The following is a 15,760-nucleotide window of genomic DNA, read 5'->3' as shown; positions in this document are numbered from 1 at the left end:
CAATCTTTGTAGGAATGAACGTGGTTACTGAAGCGAGGCGACGATGCCCGACCCCTGCCGGACGATCTCCGGCGTGTCTTCGATAAAGCCGATGATAGTGGTCGGCGTATAGGGAACGACTCCGGCATCGATGATCAAATCCACCTCTTTCTCGAGGCGGTCGCGAATGTCTTCGGGGTCGGCCATGGCGTCATCATCGCCGGGGAGAATCAGGGTCGAACTGAACAATGGCTCGTTCAGTTCCGCTACCAGCGCCAGCGTGATCGGATTGTCCGGCAGGCGGATACCGATGGTTTTGCGCTTCGAATGTTGCAGGCGACGCGGCGTTTCGCGGGTCGCTTTGAGAATAAAGGTGAACGGCCCCGGCGTCAGCGATTTGATCAGTCGGAATGCTTCGTTGTTGATCTTCGCGAAAGTCGATATCTGCGACAGATCCCTGCAGACCAAGGTGAAATTGTGATCTTCCTCCAACTGGCGAATTCGGCGGATGCGGTCCAGCCCGGATTTATTATCCATCTGACAGCCGAACGCGTAGGAGGAATCGGTCGGATAAACGATTACGCCCCCTTCGCGAATGATCTCGACGCTTCGGCGAATGAGCCGAGCTTGCGGGTTGTCCGGGTGGATCTGAAAATATTGAGCCATCCCGATAGTTTACTATAGAGGCCCCCTCCTCAGGGATTTTTCCCTTTCTCTGCGTTTTTCGACGGGACCGCTACAAAGATCGATCCGCCTACGTTCGTGAACCCGGCTTTTTAGCGACATTGTCGCGCAGATAAACCGGCAGCGCCTGTTCCGGCTCCACAAAGAAACCGCTGCCGAAAGCATCGGCGCCAAGACGAGCCACCATCGCCGCGCGCGGAAAGCGGTCGGGCAGAATCCTTTTTACGTCGCTGCCCAAACGCTCCTGGAGAACCGAACCGTAGGTCTTCCATCCACTGCCGATACCGACGCCTTCGGCATGATCGGGAAACGAAACGCGTTCGGCCGGCCGTACCGATTCTTCGCCCAAAAGCTCCGCCAACCCCGATTCTCCCCTACGGTAGACCGCCCAGTAGACTTCGCCCATGCGCGCATCGATGCAGGAAAATGCGACCTTTTCCGGAGACTCGATCAAGGCATCCTGCGCCAGGGCCGCCAGCGTCGAAACCGGAACCACCGGCAGATCAACACCGAACGAAATCCCCTGAGCCACGCCCGCCGCGATGCGGACGCCGGTAAAGGAACCGGGCCCCCGTCCGAACGCTAAAGCATCGACTTGCGAAACCCTGACTCCGGCTTCGGCCAGCAAGGAGTCGATCATCGGCAGAATCAGCCGATTATGCTGCTGCGGCGCAAGCTCATAACGTTCGAGAACGGTGTCATCGATCAGCAAGGCGGCCGAACACGCTTCCGTGGCGGTTTCGATGGCCAGAATCTTCATACCGCGATCTCTTTTTCGAATTCACTGGAGAAAAACCGCTGCACATCGGCGAGCGAACGGGTCCTCGGCGTATCCGGCAGGCTGTTCAAAAAAACCTTCCCGTAGGAGCGGGACAAAATCCGCGGATCGCACAGCATCAGCACGCCGCGATCCTCCTGATCCCGGATCAAGCGCCCCACGCCCTGCTTGAGCGCGATGGTTGCGGCCGGAAGCTGATAGGTCGCAAACGGATTCAGTCCGTTGCGGCGGAGGGTTTCGAGCCGAGCATTGAGCACCGGGTCGCTGGGTGAAGCGAACGGCAATTTGTCGATAATGACGCAGGAAAGCGCCGGTCCCGGAACGTCGACCCCCTCCCAAAAGCTCCCGGTGCCCAGGAGAATACCGTTGCCGGCTTGCTTGAAGGCTTCCAGAAGCACCGCTTTGGGCTGGTTGCCCTGAACGAACAGCGGATAATCGAGATGCTGCGCGATCAAAGCCGCAGCGTCCGACAAGGCCTGATGCGAGGTGAACAACATGAATGCCCTGCCCCGGCTGGCCTTCAAAACCGGCAGCGCGGCTCGCACCACAGCCTGGGTGAAACCGTCGACCGCCGGGTCCGGAAGCCCCGGCGGCAGAAACAACAAGCACCGGTTCCGGTAATCGAACGGGCTTTCCCAAGCCCGGCAATCGGCACCGCCGAGTCCCAGTTGTCCGACGAAATGATCGAACCGGCCGCTCACCGTGAGCGTTGCCGATGCGAAGATCCAGGCGGCCTGACTGTGCTTCCGAAACCGCGCGAATTCGCCGGCGATGGCCAACGGGGTCCGGTTCAGGGAAAAACTGTGCTTATAGACCTCGAACCAGCGTACGGCTTCGCTGCCTTCGTCCTTGTCGAAAGTCTCCAGCCGCACGCCCAAATCCGTACAACGTTTCCAACACGACTCGAGGCCTTTGCTGCGAACGGCGGCTTCTTTCAGGATGGCTTCGAGATCGTGCAAATGCCGGCGCAACTCGGCGAGCTTTTCGGTTACCGCCGAATCGTCCGCCACCTTGTGCCACGCCTCCCGCCGCGAAGGGTCGCCCAAAGCCTGCCGCAGCTCCGCCGTCAATTGCTCGAGCAGTTCCGCTTCTTCGAGCAGCTGCGGCATATCTTTCGCGTTCTTGAGCCGCTCGACCAGGATATCGTCCGCCAACCCGTGGAGCTGGCGGGAGCTGATGCTGAGCCCCAGAAACTGGGCCGCCGATTCGACGAATTGATGAGCCTCGTCCACCACGATCGCTTCGCAGTCGGGCAAAAGCTCGCCGAAGCCGTCGTTCTTCAAGGTCCAGTCGGCCCACAGCAAATGATGATTGATCACCAGAATATCGGCATCCTGAGCACTGCGGCGTGCCTTCACCAAGAAACAGTCTTCGTATTGGGGGCATTCCTGCCCCAGGCAGTTGTCTCCGGTCGAGGTCACCGAAGACCAAAGCACCGAGGATTCCGGCACATTGACGACTTCGGCGATGTCACCGGTCCGGGTGGTCTTGCTCCAGCGCCGGATCGCCTCCAGGGCGTACGCCTCGCGTGGGCCGTAACCCGCCTTGAATCCCAGGGTGTTTTGCAGACGGTACGGACACAGATAATTGGCTCGCCCTTTCAGAAGTACCGCCTTGAACGGCACGGCCAGCGCTTGCCGGACCATAGGCAGGTCCTTGCGGAAAAGCTGATCCTGGAGAGTCTTGGTGGCGGTCGAAACGATGACTTTCTTGCCGGACAAAGCCGCCGGAACCAAATAGGCCAAGGTCTTGCCCGTGCCGGTACCTGCTTCCGCGACCAGGCAGCTCTTGCCGTCGATTGCTTGTTTGACGGCTTGCGCCATCTCCGCCTGTCCCTGGCGCGGGCGAAACCCCGGCAAGCACCGGGCGAACGGGCCTTCCGCCCCCAAGATCGAAAGCAAATCCGGCAATTCAGTTCCCGGCTTTCTGCTCGGCCATCGCCGCACCGGCCAGGTCGCCTTTCGCCCGGCGCGCCTGCGCAATAATGGACCAGTTCTTTTGGGTCAGCGGCTGGCTTCCCCTCGCAAGCTGGTTCGATTTTTTCGCCAGATCTTCGGCAAGGCCCGGCTGATGCTGCTGGAGCCGAATTTCGGCCAATTGATGCCACAACAGAGGATTGCGCGGCTGAATGCGTATCCCTCTTTCCAGTGCGGAGGCGGCATTGTCCAGTTGCCCGCTTTTGCGGTTGTTTTCGGCCTCGCTCAACAAGGCCAGAACTGCAGGCGATGAAGCGACGGGCTCGCTTCTGACGGGTGGTTTCGCTCTCCATGACGGAGCGGGGGTTTCTCTCGCGCCTGCCTGTGGAGTACCCGGCTGGCGCTCGGCCGTGGACTCGCCCGGTATCTGGCCAGGTTGGTAAATCCCGCGAGGCTGATTCGAAACGCTGACACAGGCGGCTTGCAAAAGAAGCGTTGCAACGAAAATCGGACGATAGGCTTTGCTCATGTTGAAATGAAGACCTCGATACAAGGGGCTGAAACTGCTAATGGTAGAACAAGACGCATAGTCGTAGGTCGGCAATCCTTTGCCGACAGCCACGTCGGGAAGGGATTCCCGACCTACAGCCGGGGCACTACACTAAACCGGGAAATGCTCTAGCCTCGAAAGATGAGGGAGAATACAGGACATCGTCATTGGGCTCCAGTTCGCCATTCCTTGCTCCATTGGACCAACGACCCGGTGAAATTACTGACAGCCGCACGAGTCATTACTGAAATAAGGTTTCTCGGCTCCGGTGTTAGAATTCAGCCATTGCCCTCAGGAAAACGACCATGCCCCTCATCCGCCCCTTCTCCGCTCTCCGTCCGGCGCCCGGTCGCGCCGCGGAGGTTATCTCACCGCCCTACGACGTGTTGAATACCGAAGAAGCCAGAACGCTGGCGGCGGGCCGTCCGTGGAGCTTTCTGCACATTTCCAAACCGGAAATCGATTTGCCGCCCGGAACCGACGCTTACGCTCCGGAGGTTTATGCCAAGGCCGCGGACAATCTGAAGCGGATGCTGAATTCCGGCATCCTGAAGCGGGACGACCGGTCGCTCTATTATGCCTATCGCCTCGTCATGGGCGACCATACGCAACTGGGCCTGGTCGCGACGGCCAGTGTCGCCGCTTACGACGCCAACCGCATCCGAAAACACGAGTTCACCCGCCCCGACAAGGAGGACGACCGGGTACGCCAGATCGTGGCGTTGAACGCTCAGACCGGTCCGGTGCTTTTGGCGTATCCCGATGCGCCCGAGATCGACAGCCTGTTGGCGAAAACCGCCGAGCAACCGTCCGAAGCCGACGCGGTAGCGGAGTCCGGCGTGCGGCATACGTTCTGGAGCATTCGCGATGAAGATACCATCGCCCGGCTCACCGAACTTTTCGATGCGCTGCCGGCACTGTATATCGCCGACGGGCATCACCGTTCCGCCGCGGCTTCGCGGGTTGCGGCCTCGCGCCGGCAATCCGATCCCGGCCATACCGGCGATGAAAGCTACGAATACTTTCTGTCGGTGATATTTCCCAAGAGCCAGATGCGGATCATGGATTACAACCGGTTGGTCAAGGATTTGAACGGTTTGAGCGAAGCGGAGTTTCTGAGCCGGGTGTCCCAGCGCTTTGCCATAGAATCGGCCGACAATCCGGTGAAACCGGAAAATCCCGGCCAGTTCGGCGTGTATCTCGGCGGACACTGGCGCAAGCTGACCATAAGACCCGAGTTGATCCCCGCGGACCCGGTGGCGCGGCTCGACGTCAGTCTCTTGCAGGACAATCTCATTTCGCCGGTCCTCGGCATCGCCGATCCCCGCCGCGACCGGCGGATCGACTTCGTCGGCGGCGTCCGCGGCTTATGCGAACTGGAGCGCCGCGTCGATTCCGGAGAAATGGCCGTGGCGTTTTCGGTGCACCCTACCCGCATGGAAGACTTGATGGCTGTGGCCGATGCGGGAAAGGTCATGCCCCCGAAATCGACCTGGTTCGAGCCCAAGCTGGCGGACGGGTTGGCGTCCCACGTGCTGGATTAGCCCGGATCGACCGAATGGCGGATGCGCGGACCGGCGGCCCTCTATCCGGTTCCGCACGGTACCGCCGCATATCCGGCCGTTCCCTATAAGCTCGGCGAAGTGGCGGCGTGGGTATGCTCGTATCGCTCCTGGCAATCGTGGCACCTCAGCGCCGCGGGATTTACCTTCAGCCGAGGATAGCCGATCTCCCCTTCGCACTCGATACAGATACCGTACTCGTTGTTGGCGATTCTGAGCAGGGCTGCGTCTATCGCCTGAAGCTCCCGAATGTGCCGGTCGATGATGGCCAGGTTGAGGTCCACCAGTAAGTCCGCGACGGATTCCTCCTCCATGTCGTGAACCTGACCGGCGAGATCGATGTATTGCTCGTTATCCGAAGACAAGAGTTCCTGACGGATTTCTTCCCTGAGATCTCGATAGCGGCTCTTGAGCGCCAGTTTCAGCTCGTTGATCTGGGCATCCGATAATTTTACAGTCATGGTCGTTCTCCATCCGTATTCGTTCGTTCGATCGATGCGCGTCACGGATTCGCGCTCCGGTTCGATCATCGAGTCTCCTGTGAGCGGCACGAAGGCCACATCCAAAATGCTCCGGGTTTCGATTTGGCCTTGCTTGTCCTTCTCCACCAGCATCAGTTCCTGGTGGCGATAAGGCAGCCCGATAGGGATCACCATCCTGCCTCCGGGCCTGAGCTGATCGAGCAAGGCTTTCGGCAGGTACGGGGCGGCCGCCGTGACGATGATGCCGTCATAGGGCGCATGTTCCGGCCAACCGTGATAGCCGTCGCCGGCACGGACCTCCACGTTGGCGTAGCAGAGGCGCATCAGCCGCTCCCTCGCCTGCTCGGCCAGCTCCGCTATGATTTCCACCGTGTAAACCCGCTTAACCAACAGCGACAGGACCGCCGCCTGATAGCAGGAACCGGTGCCGATTTCCAGAACGATGTCGTCCGGTTCTGGATCGAGGAGATCGGTCATCAAGGCCACGATGTAGGGCTGGGAGATGGTTTGACCGTAACCGATGGGCACGGGCCCGTTCTCATAAGCGTAAGCCTTGGACTCGGAAGGCACGAAACGGTCACGAGGGACTTTTCGCATCGCGTCCAGCACCCTCGGATTCAGCGTGTCTTTGCCGATGAGATGCCGGGTGAGGGTAACCTCCTCCTCGATCTCGCGCATCATTCGAGACAATCTAGTCATAAGACCTCGTTTGGTCCGAGCGGCGGAATAGGCTTATCTTACGCTTTAACCGACGGCTAAGGTTAAACATGATTACCCGATTTATCTGTGCCGGGAGCTTGAACGCGGATCTCACGTTTCCGGTCGAGCGCCTGCCGGAAGAACACCAAAAACTGCGCTGCCGAAAATGCGCTTTGAACTACGGCGGATCGGCCGCCAATACGGCCTATTGGCTGGCGCGGCTCAACCAGTCTGTACGAATGCTCGGGTGCGTGGGCGACGACCCCTTCGGCACGCTTGCCATCGCGGCGCTGGCCGAAGCTGGGACGGATACGAGCCTGATTCAGCGCACCAGCCGGAGTCTTACCGGAATGGCCGCCATTTTCGCGACTCCCGGCAGCAAGCGCATGGTCACTTCGGGCGGGGCGAACGCTTGCTTCGATCCGGCGGAGATCGATGGCCGGATTTTTTACCCTGGCGCGCACTTGCACGTGGCGACCTCTCTGCACGAGCTCGCGTTGCCCTTGATCCGCCTCGCCAAGGAACGGGGCGCCACCGTCTCCTGCGATCTGGATGAAGGGCCAACGGAAGAAATGATCCCCCGGCTGGATTTGATCTTCATGAACCAAACCGAGCTGCGCCGCTGGACCGGTTCGACCGATCCGCGCGAAGCGCGGAAGCGTCTCTCGCCTTCAAGCTTTTTGGTCGTTACCCAGGGCGCCCGAGGGGCGGTGGCGTTGGGACCGAGCGGCGAATACGCCCATCCCGCGTTCCCGGCGACAGAGGCCGATCGAACCGGCGGTGGCGACGCCTTCGACGCCGGCTTTCTGTACGGACTTGCACAAGGGGCCGCCCCCGAAACCTGTCTGCGCTTCGGCTTGCTTCTCGCTGCCCGTGTGATCGCGAGCGAAGGAAGCCGTCCACGGTCGGTCGACGCGGCAAGGGTTCTCCGGGCCTCTCTGCGGACTCCCTGAATGTTCGGCGTTGCGCGAACCCTTGATTCAAAAGGACGCAACGGTGACGGACCAGGAAGCTAAATGGGTGGATTTCTTGCAATGGGCCTTGCCGCGCCTGGAACTGCGCTGGCCGGGGTTCCGCAAAGTCCGGCGTCAGGTGATCAGGCGCATCGCTCGACGTATGGCGGAATTGCAGATGGATGATCTCGACGCTTATCGCCGCCACCTCGAAACTCACGCGGAGGAATGGCCGCGGCTCGATAGTTTCTGCCGAATTACGATCTCCCGCTTTTACCGCGACCGCCGGGTCTTCGATATTCTCGCCCGCGACGGATTGCCGGAGCTGATTCGCTTCTGCCGAACCCGCGGTGAACGCCGTATCTGCAGCTGGAGCGCAGGCTGCGGCGCCGGCGAGGAGGCGTACACGCTGACTTTGATCTGGGCGCTGCAAATCGCGCCGCAGGTTCCGGATATCGCGTTTGAACTGACCGCCACTGATGCCGATCCGGATCAGATTGCCCGAGCCCGGCGCGGCTGCTATCCGCCGAGCAGTTTCAAGGAATTGCCGCCGCCTTGGCGCGACCTAGCCTTCACGGAAAATCAGGGACGGTACTGCATCAAACCGGAATATCGCGGACCGGTGAGCTGGGCCGTGCAGGATCTGCGCAAAACCTTGCCGGACGGCCCCTTCGATCTCATTCTCTGCCGCAACCTCGCATTTACCTACTTCTCGATCGCCCTGCAGCGGGACATCCTGCACGGTCTCGACGCTCGCCTGTCGACCGGAGGGCTTCTCGTGATCGGTGCGCACGAATCGCTGCCCGAAATGCCGCCCGAATGGAATCCTTGGCGACCAGGACTGCCCATCTACCGCAAAGGTCGATAATCCGTTTCGCGATCAAGCATCCGACTGGGGCGGCGCGGCATTCAAATCGGCTCCGAACGCCCGCTGCAAGCGCCACGCTCGCCGCACCAAATACATCCCGACTAGCATCGCCGGAATACTCAGCCATTGGCCCATGGTAATCGTCCAGCCGGACTCGAAAGCGGCCTGGCCCTCCTTGAAGAATTCCAGGACGAAGCGGGTACCGAATACCAGGATGAAAAAGCGACCGAACATATAACCCTCGGGCACGCTATTCCCACGCCTGAGATAAAAGCGAAACTGGACCAGAAAAATCAACAAGTAACAGAAAGCCTCGTAAAGCTGTACCGGGTGGCGCGGCAGCAAATCGACCCGGGCGAAGACAATCGCCCAGGGAACGTCGGCGGGGTGGCCCAGGATTTCCGAGTTGAAGAAATTGCCGATGCGGATCAGGCATCCGGACAAAGGTACGGTAACGCCGATGCGATCGCACACCCAGAGGAACGATTGATTGGTCGCCCGACGGGAATATAGCCAGACCGCGATCAGAATGCCGACCACCGCGCCGTGGCTCGCGAGCCCGCCTTCCCACACCGCGAGGATTTTCCACGGATGCGTCAGATAAAAACCCGGATTGTAAAACAGCACGTGGCCCAAGCGGGCTCCGATCACGGTTCCGGCAAGGACGAACAGCACCAGATCGTAAACCTCGTCCTCCGGCCGTCCCTCACGCCGAAACAAGTAACGGAAGACGAACAGACCGTAGACGAAAGTCGACGCGAAGAAAAGTCCGTACCAGTGGACCGGAAGCTGGAAAGCGCCTATGGAAATGGTGAAGGCGACGGGCGAAATATCCCACAGCATGACGAACATGTCCTTCGGTGGTTGCGGTTGATGAAAAGTTCTCTGATCGGCTGACCGTTGAGGTTTAAGAATTTCTTCTGCTATGTGAGCTTTGTCAATTTAGAGCGTTTGCACGCCCGATCGATGATCCGGCGACGGCTCTCGGCCGTTTCGTCCAATTTAAACTTCCATCTGCTTTGCAGACCTAAAGGATGGACAGACTCAATTTCGATTCGGCTAGCTTACCGGCCGAGCGTTCCTTAGGGTATCCGAGCCGCTCGCCGGTAGAACGAGATCTCGGTGTATAAGACGAGGGCATAACGATGAATTCTGAAGCGGATCCTATTGTCGGCAATTGGTACCAACATCTGGACAAGGGTCAAGCCTTCCAGGTCGTCTTCGTGGATGAGGAGGCGGATTTGGTGGAGATCCAGCATTTCGACGGAGATGTGGAAGAGATGGATTTCGATGCCTGGTACCGGCTCGAGATTCAGCCTATCGAGGCGCCGGAAAACTGGAGCGGGCCTCTGGACGTCTCGGAAGTGGACGATCTCACGGGTACCGAAGTCTCCGATACGCCGCCCGAAGATTGGGTCGAGCCTCTGAAGGAAATCGAAAAGTCCCAGGAGCGGCCGACCGGTACAAGCCCGGAAGAAGGCGGAGACGAGTGGGGCGAGGGATTTCCGGAAGAAGAGCCCTTGGAACAGGAACCCTCGGCGGGAACTCCGGAAGAGCCCGGCGAGAAAAAGTCGCGGCAAGGAAGCGGTGAACCTTGGTCGGAGGAATGATCGAGCCTTTTCGAGCAGAAAATTGCTGGCGCTTGGACAGCGGTATGGCTAATCCCCCAAAAGCCTCTAAAATCAAGGCGCTTTATCAAAGGAGGCGCCAAGATGAAAACTATGCCATACCGAAAATGGGTCGATTATGTCATAGGCTTTTTGGGTCTCGTCGCCTGGATCACGCTGTTCGGTTCAGGACTGCTGATTTCGTCACGCCCCTATCGCGACCATCTCGCGGCATCGTTCAATTGGCACGATTTCATCATCGCAGCTTCTCTTTACACCTACACCAACGTCGCCATACTGACATGCCTCTCCGGCGTGATAGGTGGAGTATCGAGCCGGTTGACATTCAAGGGGTATCAAGCAGGGACCGAAGACCAGGATCAACCCGCAGACTCCGACCAGGCATTGGCTCCCGTAAGCATGGCCTACCGGGTAGAATCTCCATTGGCCAGCATGTGCCGCAGCTTTCTGGTTTATCTGCTGTACATCGCCGGTTTGGCCATCGGAATTCCCGGCGGAACGACGGAAGCGATCAGCGAGACCAATGCCGCCCAGTATCTCAGGATGGCGGGACTATTATCCTTGCTGGGATTTGCTGTCGGTTACGATCCGACATTGTTTCACGCATTCTTGGCCAACATACCTTCGCCGATTCGAAAGAAAACAGGCGAACATAGCTAATTCCATTCGGCATTCGAGTGAACATTCATCGTAGGATGGGTAGAGCGAAGCGAAACCCATCGATGGTGGGTTAGCCCCTAGGCTCCGCTCGGGACAGGCCCTTCGACAGGCTCAGGACAGGCTCCGCGTAACCTACCGATCCGAGGTCGCTCTCCCGGTGATCAGCCGGAAATTCTGCTTCTTGTGAACGGAAGAATCGAGATATAAGGATGCACGGCAGCGACTCAGAGAAACGTCTGTTCCGAATCCTTACGCAACTCACCCCAAAGGGCGCCCAGAGGCAGATCGAACAGCGAATAAGCGCGAGGCTTCAAACCGGGCAGCGCACGGGCCGCCGCCAGCATCATTTGAGCGCTCAGGGCGGCCTCGGAAAGGCGCGCTTCGAACATCAGATACTGGTGTTTGGTTTGACCGGCCGAACCGTGGCGTTGCAGCAGTACGCCGTGCTCGTCCTCGAGCGCCGCCATACTCTCGACCTGAAATACGGTGGTGATGTCGCCCCCGAACAGCGGGTCAGCGGCAACGGCCGCTTTCACTTCTTCCAGTCTCGCGCCGTCCGCCAATTCGACATAGACATAGCGCTCCATCTGCCCGTCGGCGTTCCGGTGTTCCGTCGAAAGCGCCCCCTTAACTCCCGGTACGGAGCCGGCCAGCGTGGTGTGATGCAGGCTGATGCCGGGCCTATGACTGATGTCGGTGTGTCCTTTCGGCGTGAGCAGAGCGAACAAATCCCGCATCAAGGACAGCGCCCCAGGGTCCCAGCCGGCGCCCACGACAGCGGGCCGCTCGAAGCGGATCGCCCAGCGATCTATGGCCTGCTTGTGCTCAAGAACAGCCTCGCCATGAAATCTTGCGCACTCGACGACGGGCAGACCCAGTTGGAGCAAATCGTGTACGCAGCCCCTAACCCACTCCGCTGGGATACAGACCAACACCGCATCGAGACCGGACAATTCGCGGATATGGGAAACGACACGAATCCGATCGAAGGGAGCGGGCAGGATCTGCGCCGACTCCGGTCGGCGCACGACACCGGCCAAGACAATCTGTTCGTCGTTCCGTGCCGCTTCGGCACACGCCAAACCGAGTCTGCCGAAACCGACGATGGCAATGTGCAAACGTCGCATGGTTCACTCCCTGAATGATCAAAACCGTCAATCGGCACGGTGCCGTTCCAGGATACAAGGGGGATCGCTCTCGCCGCCGGCGTCTCTTGGAGGGTATGTGGGAAGCCTCGCGGGCAGCCCAAGAGCGTGCCCGTCCTAGGCTCAGTCGAAAGGGCCTCTATGGGACGCGAGTAGCTTCTCGCATAACCTCTTAGCGCGGCTTTCCGATGGGCACCAAATATAGGATCTTCTCCTCCGCTGGAAGGTCCAGAACTTGCGCCGACCACTCGTCATCGAATGCCCCGACCGGCGTACCGCCAAGTCCCAGGGCTACCGCCTGAAGCAAAACGTTCTGCGCCGCATGCCCGGCTTCCGCATGGACGTAGGCGCGGCCGCGGGAGCCGTACTTCGCGGTCGTTCGCTCCTCCACGGCAGCGAATACCAGGATTGCCGCGCTGTCTTTCAGCCAATCCTGATGCATTGCCGCGGCGGCGAGATCGGCCCGAAAATCGCCGCGACGGATCACCTCCAGCCGGTGCCGTTGAGGGAGATACCGGTAAATGCCTGCCGGCAGATTGAGAACGTCGCCGCCCACTAGGTACAGCTCCAACGGATAAAGCGCACCGGCCGAAGGGGCGGTGCGGAGCTGATCGTCGTGGGTGATTCCCTGAGCGGCCCATAAGAGCTGAGATACGTCTTCCAACGACATCGGCGTCCCGAGAAACTCCCTAACCGAATCGCGCCTGTGCAAGGCCTCTTCCAATGACATGGAACCCGCGGTATGCGGCGCGGGCAGAACAATGATCTCGGCGGCTATCACGCGGTGTCTCCCGGTATCGACCGATCTCGCGGAGAGTAAAGACGCATAGGCCGTAAGAGCACTTGCCAAGATAATTCGAAGCACGAAAAACCGGGGGGCGCAGCGTCCGTAGAAAGCCTTCCGCATCGTCTATCTCCTTTACTAGAACAATAACCGGCTTTTCGGTCGAAGCCCAAGAATCCGAACAGGTTACAGCCATGCCCGAACACCGGGACAACGACAATCCAGTCGTACATGCCGGCTTCCTACAAGGATACGCTTTAATCTTTGATAGACCATAGTGCGCGGCCTTCGTTTGCGAAAAAATCTTGGGGCCCACGAATGGTCGACCAACTGCCGTCAGCACGAGACTCACGAGTGCGGTGGTCCAGGCGGAACTAGGCCACGGGCTGTCCGATCGAATATTTCGATGACGGTCGAAATTGGCTCGGGGCCGAGTCGCCTGGTTGTTCAAGTTCGATGGCCGACGCGATTAGTGCTTTCCGGTGCTCGTTATGTCCAACGTTCTCCCGGGGCACACTCGACGATGCGCTTACCGGGCGTTGCTCGTCGGCCTCGAAGCGCAATGATCTGACGATCGGCGTTGGATGACGAGGAAACCCATGAAAAAGCTCTCCGCTTTGTTGACGGCATCGGTTTTTGCATTAACCGCATGGGGATTGCCGGCAGCCGCGAAAACGCCCGCAACCGAAAGCCAGCCGCGCGCCATGGACAGCGCGCATGGCGCCAAGCTGCGCAAGCTATTGGAAAGCTTGCAAGAAGGCGGATTGCGGGCGCATGAAAGCTATGAAAACGTGATGCTTCGCCACGTCAACGAGCTCAAGCTGTCCGACGAACAAATCGGCAAGATCGTGCGGATACACCAAGACAATCAGCAAAAGATCAAGGAAATCGGCAAGAAACTTCGTGAAACCCAACGATCGGCCTATCGCCTCTTTCTGAACCCGGCGAGCGACGAGGCGGCTATCCGTATTGCGGCAAAAAATCACACGGCGGCTTTCGACGCATTGGTGAACACGGCTTTGAGTTCCCGCGCGGCGATCAATGCCGTATTGACTCCGGAGCAATTTAATCAACTGAAATCGCTTGGGGCTGAACCGTAGCATCGATCCCCATGCTCAAGAGTCCGACCAGTCGCAGGCGTATATCTTTGGGTTTACTGGCAACCGGGGGAGTGCTGTTTCTGCTTGCTCCGGAGAACGCCTGGATCGGCCTGGTTTTTCTAGGATTCGGGGTATTGCTGGAAACCCTCGGGTTCTTGTTGGGACATTCCGGGCACTCATGAACGGTGCCGGAGACATCGGACTTCTGGACCGGCACCGTTCAAGACGTGGTTGACGCGCTGCACGGAATGCGTCCATGCGGCATGCCGCTATCGACGGCAAGTCGATTACCCCCCCCCGACTGGACACGGAAAAATTCAAATCATAAAGTGGCTCGGTGTCGCGGCGGATATCGACGAGCCAAAAGGACTCGGATTGCCGTTCGGAGGATTGATAAGGGAGCCGCCGCATAGTAGCTCGGAAGGCCATTACCACGGAGACTACTCCCCACAAAGCGAACGAAGTTCGCATAACCGGGGTCTCAGTCGCAGCAAAACCCGCTTTTCACCGGAGCAGCAATGATCACCGACACACACGGGCAGTACGACAGACTCGGCCCGGGAGCCTCGCAGGCCGGAGCAAGCGAACTGTTGAAATCCCATTATGCTGAGCGCGGCTTTCTACCAGAACAGGACCCCCTCACGGCCTTCCCTTACGATTCCCGCTACGCCGTAATCGACGAGGTCGGCCGTGATTTGCCGAGCCTTCTGCATGACGTAGGATTTCGCGCTTATGCGCGGGAGCTCGATATCCCGAGCTGGGAGGAACCGGTCACTGCCGAAACGCTGCCGCAGCTTCGGCTGTACTACCTACGGATCGGTTTTCTCGCCTCCGCTTATGTCAATCAGGTCGGGATGGAACCGGCGCGAATGCTGCCGCGCAACATCGCCGTACCGCTGGCAAAAGCCTGCCTGCTGTTGGGGCGTCCGCCGATTTTGAGCTACGACGGCTATGCCTTGTATAACTGGAAGCGCTTCCGCAAAGACCAGCCGATTCGGTTGGGGAACATCGACACGATCCAGAATTTCGTTCACATGTACGATGAACACTGGTTCATTCTGGTACATGTGGAAATCGAGGCGATTGCCGCAGACATTCTGGCCGCCATTGCTTCGGTCAAACGGAAATTCGCCGTCGATCCGAATTCCGACATCGGCACCGAACTGTGGCAAATCGAAAGTGCAGTGCGACGCCAAGTCGAAGTGCTCAAACGGATACCCGAGAAAATGGATGCACGCCTGTATTACAAGACTTTTAGGCCGTATATCCGATTTTTCGACGGCGTGACTTATGAGTGCGTGGACCAAGCGCCTATCCGATTCCGCGGCGAGACCGGCGCGCAGAGCAGTATCATGCCGACTTTGGTTGCGTTCCTGAAGATTCCGCACCAGCGTTCGGCTTTGACCGATCATTTGGCCGACATGCGGAACTACATGCCTATCGAACATCGCCGGCTCATCGAGGAGGTCGAGGCCATGCCGAACGTCCGACACCCCCGCTACAAAGAATCTTTTAATGCCATACTCGAGGCGATTGCCTCTTTCCGCCGTGTCCATTACGGCTGGGCGCAGGAATATATCAATCGCTGGACCGGCGACCCGAGGGGAACCGGCGGAACCCCGTATATGGAATGGCTCCGGCAAATGATTTTGGAGACCGAAGCCTATCAGCAAAGGTAGACCGTCCCTGGTCCGGTTTGGTGCGACACCTGATGCACCAAGATCCTCGGCTTATATCTTCTCGATAAATTGTTTCCGGCTGATGACAAGCTGCGGACGGCCTGTACCACCTGCCGAACTTCAGGCAGTGAAAACAGAGCGGCGTTCACATCGGCGAAAGCGCAGCTATCGGCGAGCCCCGCGTTTAGGACAAACTCAAAGAAACTTCCACCAAATATCGCGTAAGGCTCTAAAATCATGGAAACCAGGACGGGTTTGAATAGGTCAAACCGCGATGAATAACCACACCCCGG

16 protein-coding genes and 1 pseudogene are annotated in these 15,760 nt (G+C 58.9%); 8 read left to right on the top strand and 9 right to left on the bottom strand.

Annotated elements, in window-relative coordinates; genetic code table 11:
• Nucleotides 1-24 precede the first annotated feature (24 nt).
• From ACR2TX_RS14850 to ACR2TX_RS14835, 4 genes are all read right to left on the bottom strand, one after another.
• The gene (locus ACR2TX_RS14850) at nucleotides 25-645 is read right to left on the bottom strand and encodes an L-threonylcarbamoyladenylate synthase (RefSeq protein ID WP_434129946.1); all 621 of its coding nucleotides are present in this window, start codon (nucleotides 643-645) and stop codon (nucleotides 25-27) included.
• Nucleotides 646-733: 88 nt separating this feature from the next.
• Nucleotides 734-1,423 carry a tRNA (adenosine(37)-N6)-threonylcarbamoyltransferase complex dimerization subunit type 1 TsaB gene (gene tsaB, locus ACR2TX_RS14845; protein WP_434129944.1) on the bottom strand — a complete coding sequence of 230 codons (690 nt, stop codon included), beginning with the start codon at nucleotides 1,421-1,423 and terminating at the stop codon, nucleotides 734-736.
• Entirely contained in the window at nucleotides 1,420-3,351 is a 1,932-nt protein-coding gene (locus ACR2TX_RS14840; RefSeq protein ID WP_434129942.1) for an ATP-dependent DNA helicase, read from the bottom strand. The genes tsaB and ACR2TX_RS14840 overlap by 4 nt, the downstream gene beginning before the upstream one ends.
• Nucleotide 3,352: 1 nt before the next feature.
• The gene (locus ACR2TX_RS14835; protein WP_077729238.1) at nucleotides 3,353-3,886 is read right to left on the bottom strand and encodes a tetratricopeptide repeat protein; all 534 of its coding nucleotides are present in this window, start codon (nucleotides 3,884-3,886) and stop codon (nucleotides 3,353-3,355) included.
• A gap of 326 nt (nucleotides 3,887-4,212) precedes the next feature.
• Between ACR2TX_RS14835 and ACR2TX_RS14830 the strand changes: the two genes are divergently transcribed.
• A complete protein-coding gene (locus tag ACR2TX_RS14830) occupies nucleotides 4,213-5,451 on the top strand; it encodes a DUF1015 domain-containing protein (protein ID WP_434129941.1) in 1,239 nt (412 codons plus the stop codon).
• Nucleotides 5,452-5,534: 83 nt separating this feature from the next.
• Here the strand turns inward: ACR2TX_RS14830 and ACR2TX_RS14825 are convergent, their stop codons facing one another.
• A complete protein-coding gene (locus tag ACR2TX_RS14825; RefSeq protein WP_434132484.1) occupies nucleotides 5,535-5,783 on the bottom strand; it encodes a TraR/DksA family transcriptional regulator in 249 nt (82 codons plus the stop codon).
• A 222-nt stretch (nucleotides 5,784-6,005) separates the two neighbouring features.
• Nucleotides 6,006-6,650: pseudogene (locus ACR2TX_RS14820) on the bottom strand (protein-L-isoaspartate(D-aspartate) O-methyltransferase); the annotation flags it as partial.
• A gap of 68 nt (nucleotides 6,651-6,718) precedes the next feature.
• Between ACR2TX_RS14820 and ACR2TX_RS14815 the strand changes: the two are divergent.
• Entirely contained in the window at nucleotides 6,719-7,603 is an 885-nt protein-coding gene (locus ACR2TX_RS14815) for a carbohydrate kinase family protein (RefSeq protein WP_434112150.1), read from the top strand.
• A gap of 43 nt (nucleotides 7,604-7,646) precedes the next feature.
• Nucleotides 7,647-8,471 carry a CheR family methyltransferase gene (locus ACR2TX_RS14810; protein WP_434112148.1) on the top strand — a complete coding sequence of 275 codons (825 nt, stop codon included), beginning with the start codon at nucleotides 7,647-7,649 and terminating at the stop codon, nucleotides 8,469-8,471.
• Between the two features lie 12 nt (nucleotides 8,472-8,483).
• On the opposite strand, the gene lgt is transcribed toward ACR2TX_RS14810, so the two are convergent.
• Entirely contained in the window at nucleotides 8,484-9,314 is an 831-nt protein-coding gene (lgt, locus tag ACR2TX_RS14805) for a prolipoprotein diacylglyceryl transferase (RefSeq protein ID WP_205780692.1), read from the bottom strand.
• A gap of 302 nt (nucleotides 9,315-9,616) precedes the next feature.
• Between lgt and ACR2TX_RS14800 the strand changes: the two genes are divergently transcribed.
• Both ACR2TX_RS14800 and ACR2TX_RS14795 read left to right on the top strand, forming a co-directional pair.
• Nucleotides 9,617-10,081, top strand: a complete 465-nt coding sequence (locus ACR2TX_RS14800) for a DUF6763 family protein (RefSeq protein WP_086135415.1) — start codon at nucleotides 9,617-9,619, stop codon at nucleotides 10,079-10,081.
• Nucleotides 10,082-10,183: 102 nt separating this feature from the next.
• A complete protein-coding gene (locus ACR2TX_RS14795; protein WP_139841163.1) occupies nucleotides 10,184-10,759 on the top strand; it encodes a hypothetical protein in 576 nt (191 codons plus the stop codon).
• A 224-nt stretch (nucleotides 10,760-10,983) separates the two neighbouring features.
• Here ACR2TX_RS14795 and ACR2TX_RS14790 read toward each other — a convergent pair whose 3' ends face one another.
• Together ACR2TX_RS14790 and ACR2TX_RS14785 are read right to left on the bottom strand one after the other, a co-directional pair.
• Nucleotides 10,984-11,886, bottom strand: coding sequence for a diaminopimelate dehydrogenase (locus tag ACR2TX_RS14790; RefSeq protein ID WP_077729246.1), 903 nt, complete (start codon nucleotides 11,884-11,886; stop codon nucleotides 10,984-10,986).
• 190 nt (nucleotides 11,887-12,076) lie between these two features.
• On the bottom strand, nucleotides 12,077-12,811 hold the full coding sequence (locus ACR2TX_RS14785; protein ID WP_077729247.1) for a SagB/ThcOx family dehydrogenase: 735 nt from the start codon (nucleotides 12,809-12,811) through the stop codon (nucleotides 12,077-12,079).
• 476 nt (nucleotides 12,812-13,287) lie between these two features.
• Between ACR2TX_RS14785 and ACR2TX_RS14780 the strand changes: the two genes are divergently transcribed.
• The 3 genes from ACR2TX_RS14780 to ACR2TX_RS14770 all read left to right on the top strand — a co-directional run bounded on the left by ACR2TX_RS14780 (nucleotide 13,288) and on the right by ACR2TX_RS14770 (nucleotide 15,467).
• Nucleotides 13,288-13,788 (top strand): Spy/CpxP family protein refolding chaperone, encoded by a 501-nt coding sequence (locus ACR2TX_RS14780; RefSeq protein WP_347257704.1) that lies wholly within the window; start codon nucleotides 13,288-13,290, stop codon nucleotides 13,786-13,788.
• A gap of 47 nt (nucleotides 13,789-13,835) precedes the next feature.
• Nucleotides 13,836-13,970 carry a hypothetical protein gene (locus tag ACR2TX_RS14775; protein WP_347257703.1) on the top strand — a complete coding sequence of 45 codons (135 nt, stop codon included), beginning with the start codon at nucleotides 13,836-13,838 and terminating at the stop codon, nucleotides 13,968-13,970.
• A gap of 336 nt (nucleotides 13,971-14,306) precedes the next feature.
• The gene (locus ACR2TX_RS14770; protein WP_086135412.1) at nucleotides 14,307-15,467 is read left to right on the top strand and encodes a hypothetical protein; all 1,161 of its coding nucleotides are present in this window, start codon (nucleotides 14,307-14,309) and stop codon (nucleotides 15,465-15,467) included.
• Nucleotides 15,468-15,760: the final 293 nt, after the last annotated feature.

The organism is Methylocaldum sp. GT1BB, assembly GCF_051027545.1.
Taxonomy (GTDB): domain Bacteria; phylum Pseudomonadota; class Gammaproteobacteria; order Methylococcales; family Methylococcaceae; genus Methylocaldum.
Note: the sequence above shows the minus strand (reverse complement) of the source record. Positions and strands in the feature narration are given on the sequence as shown.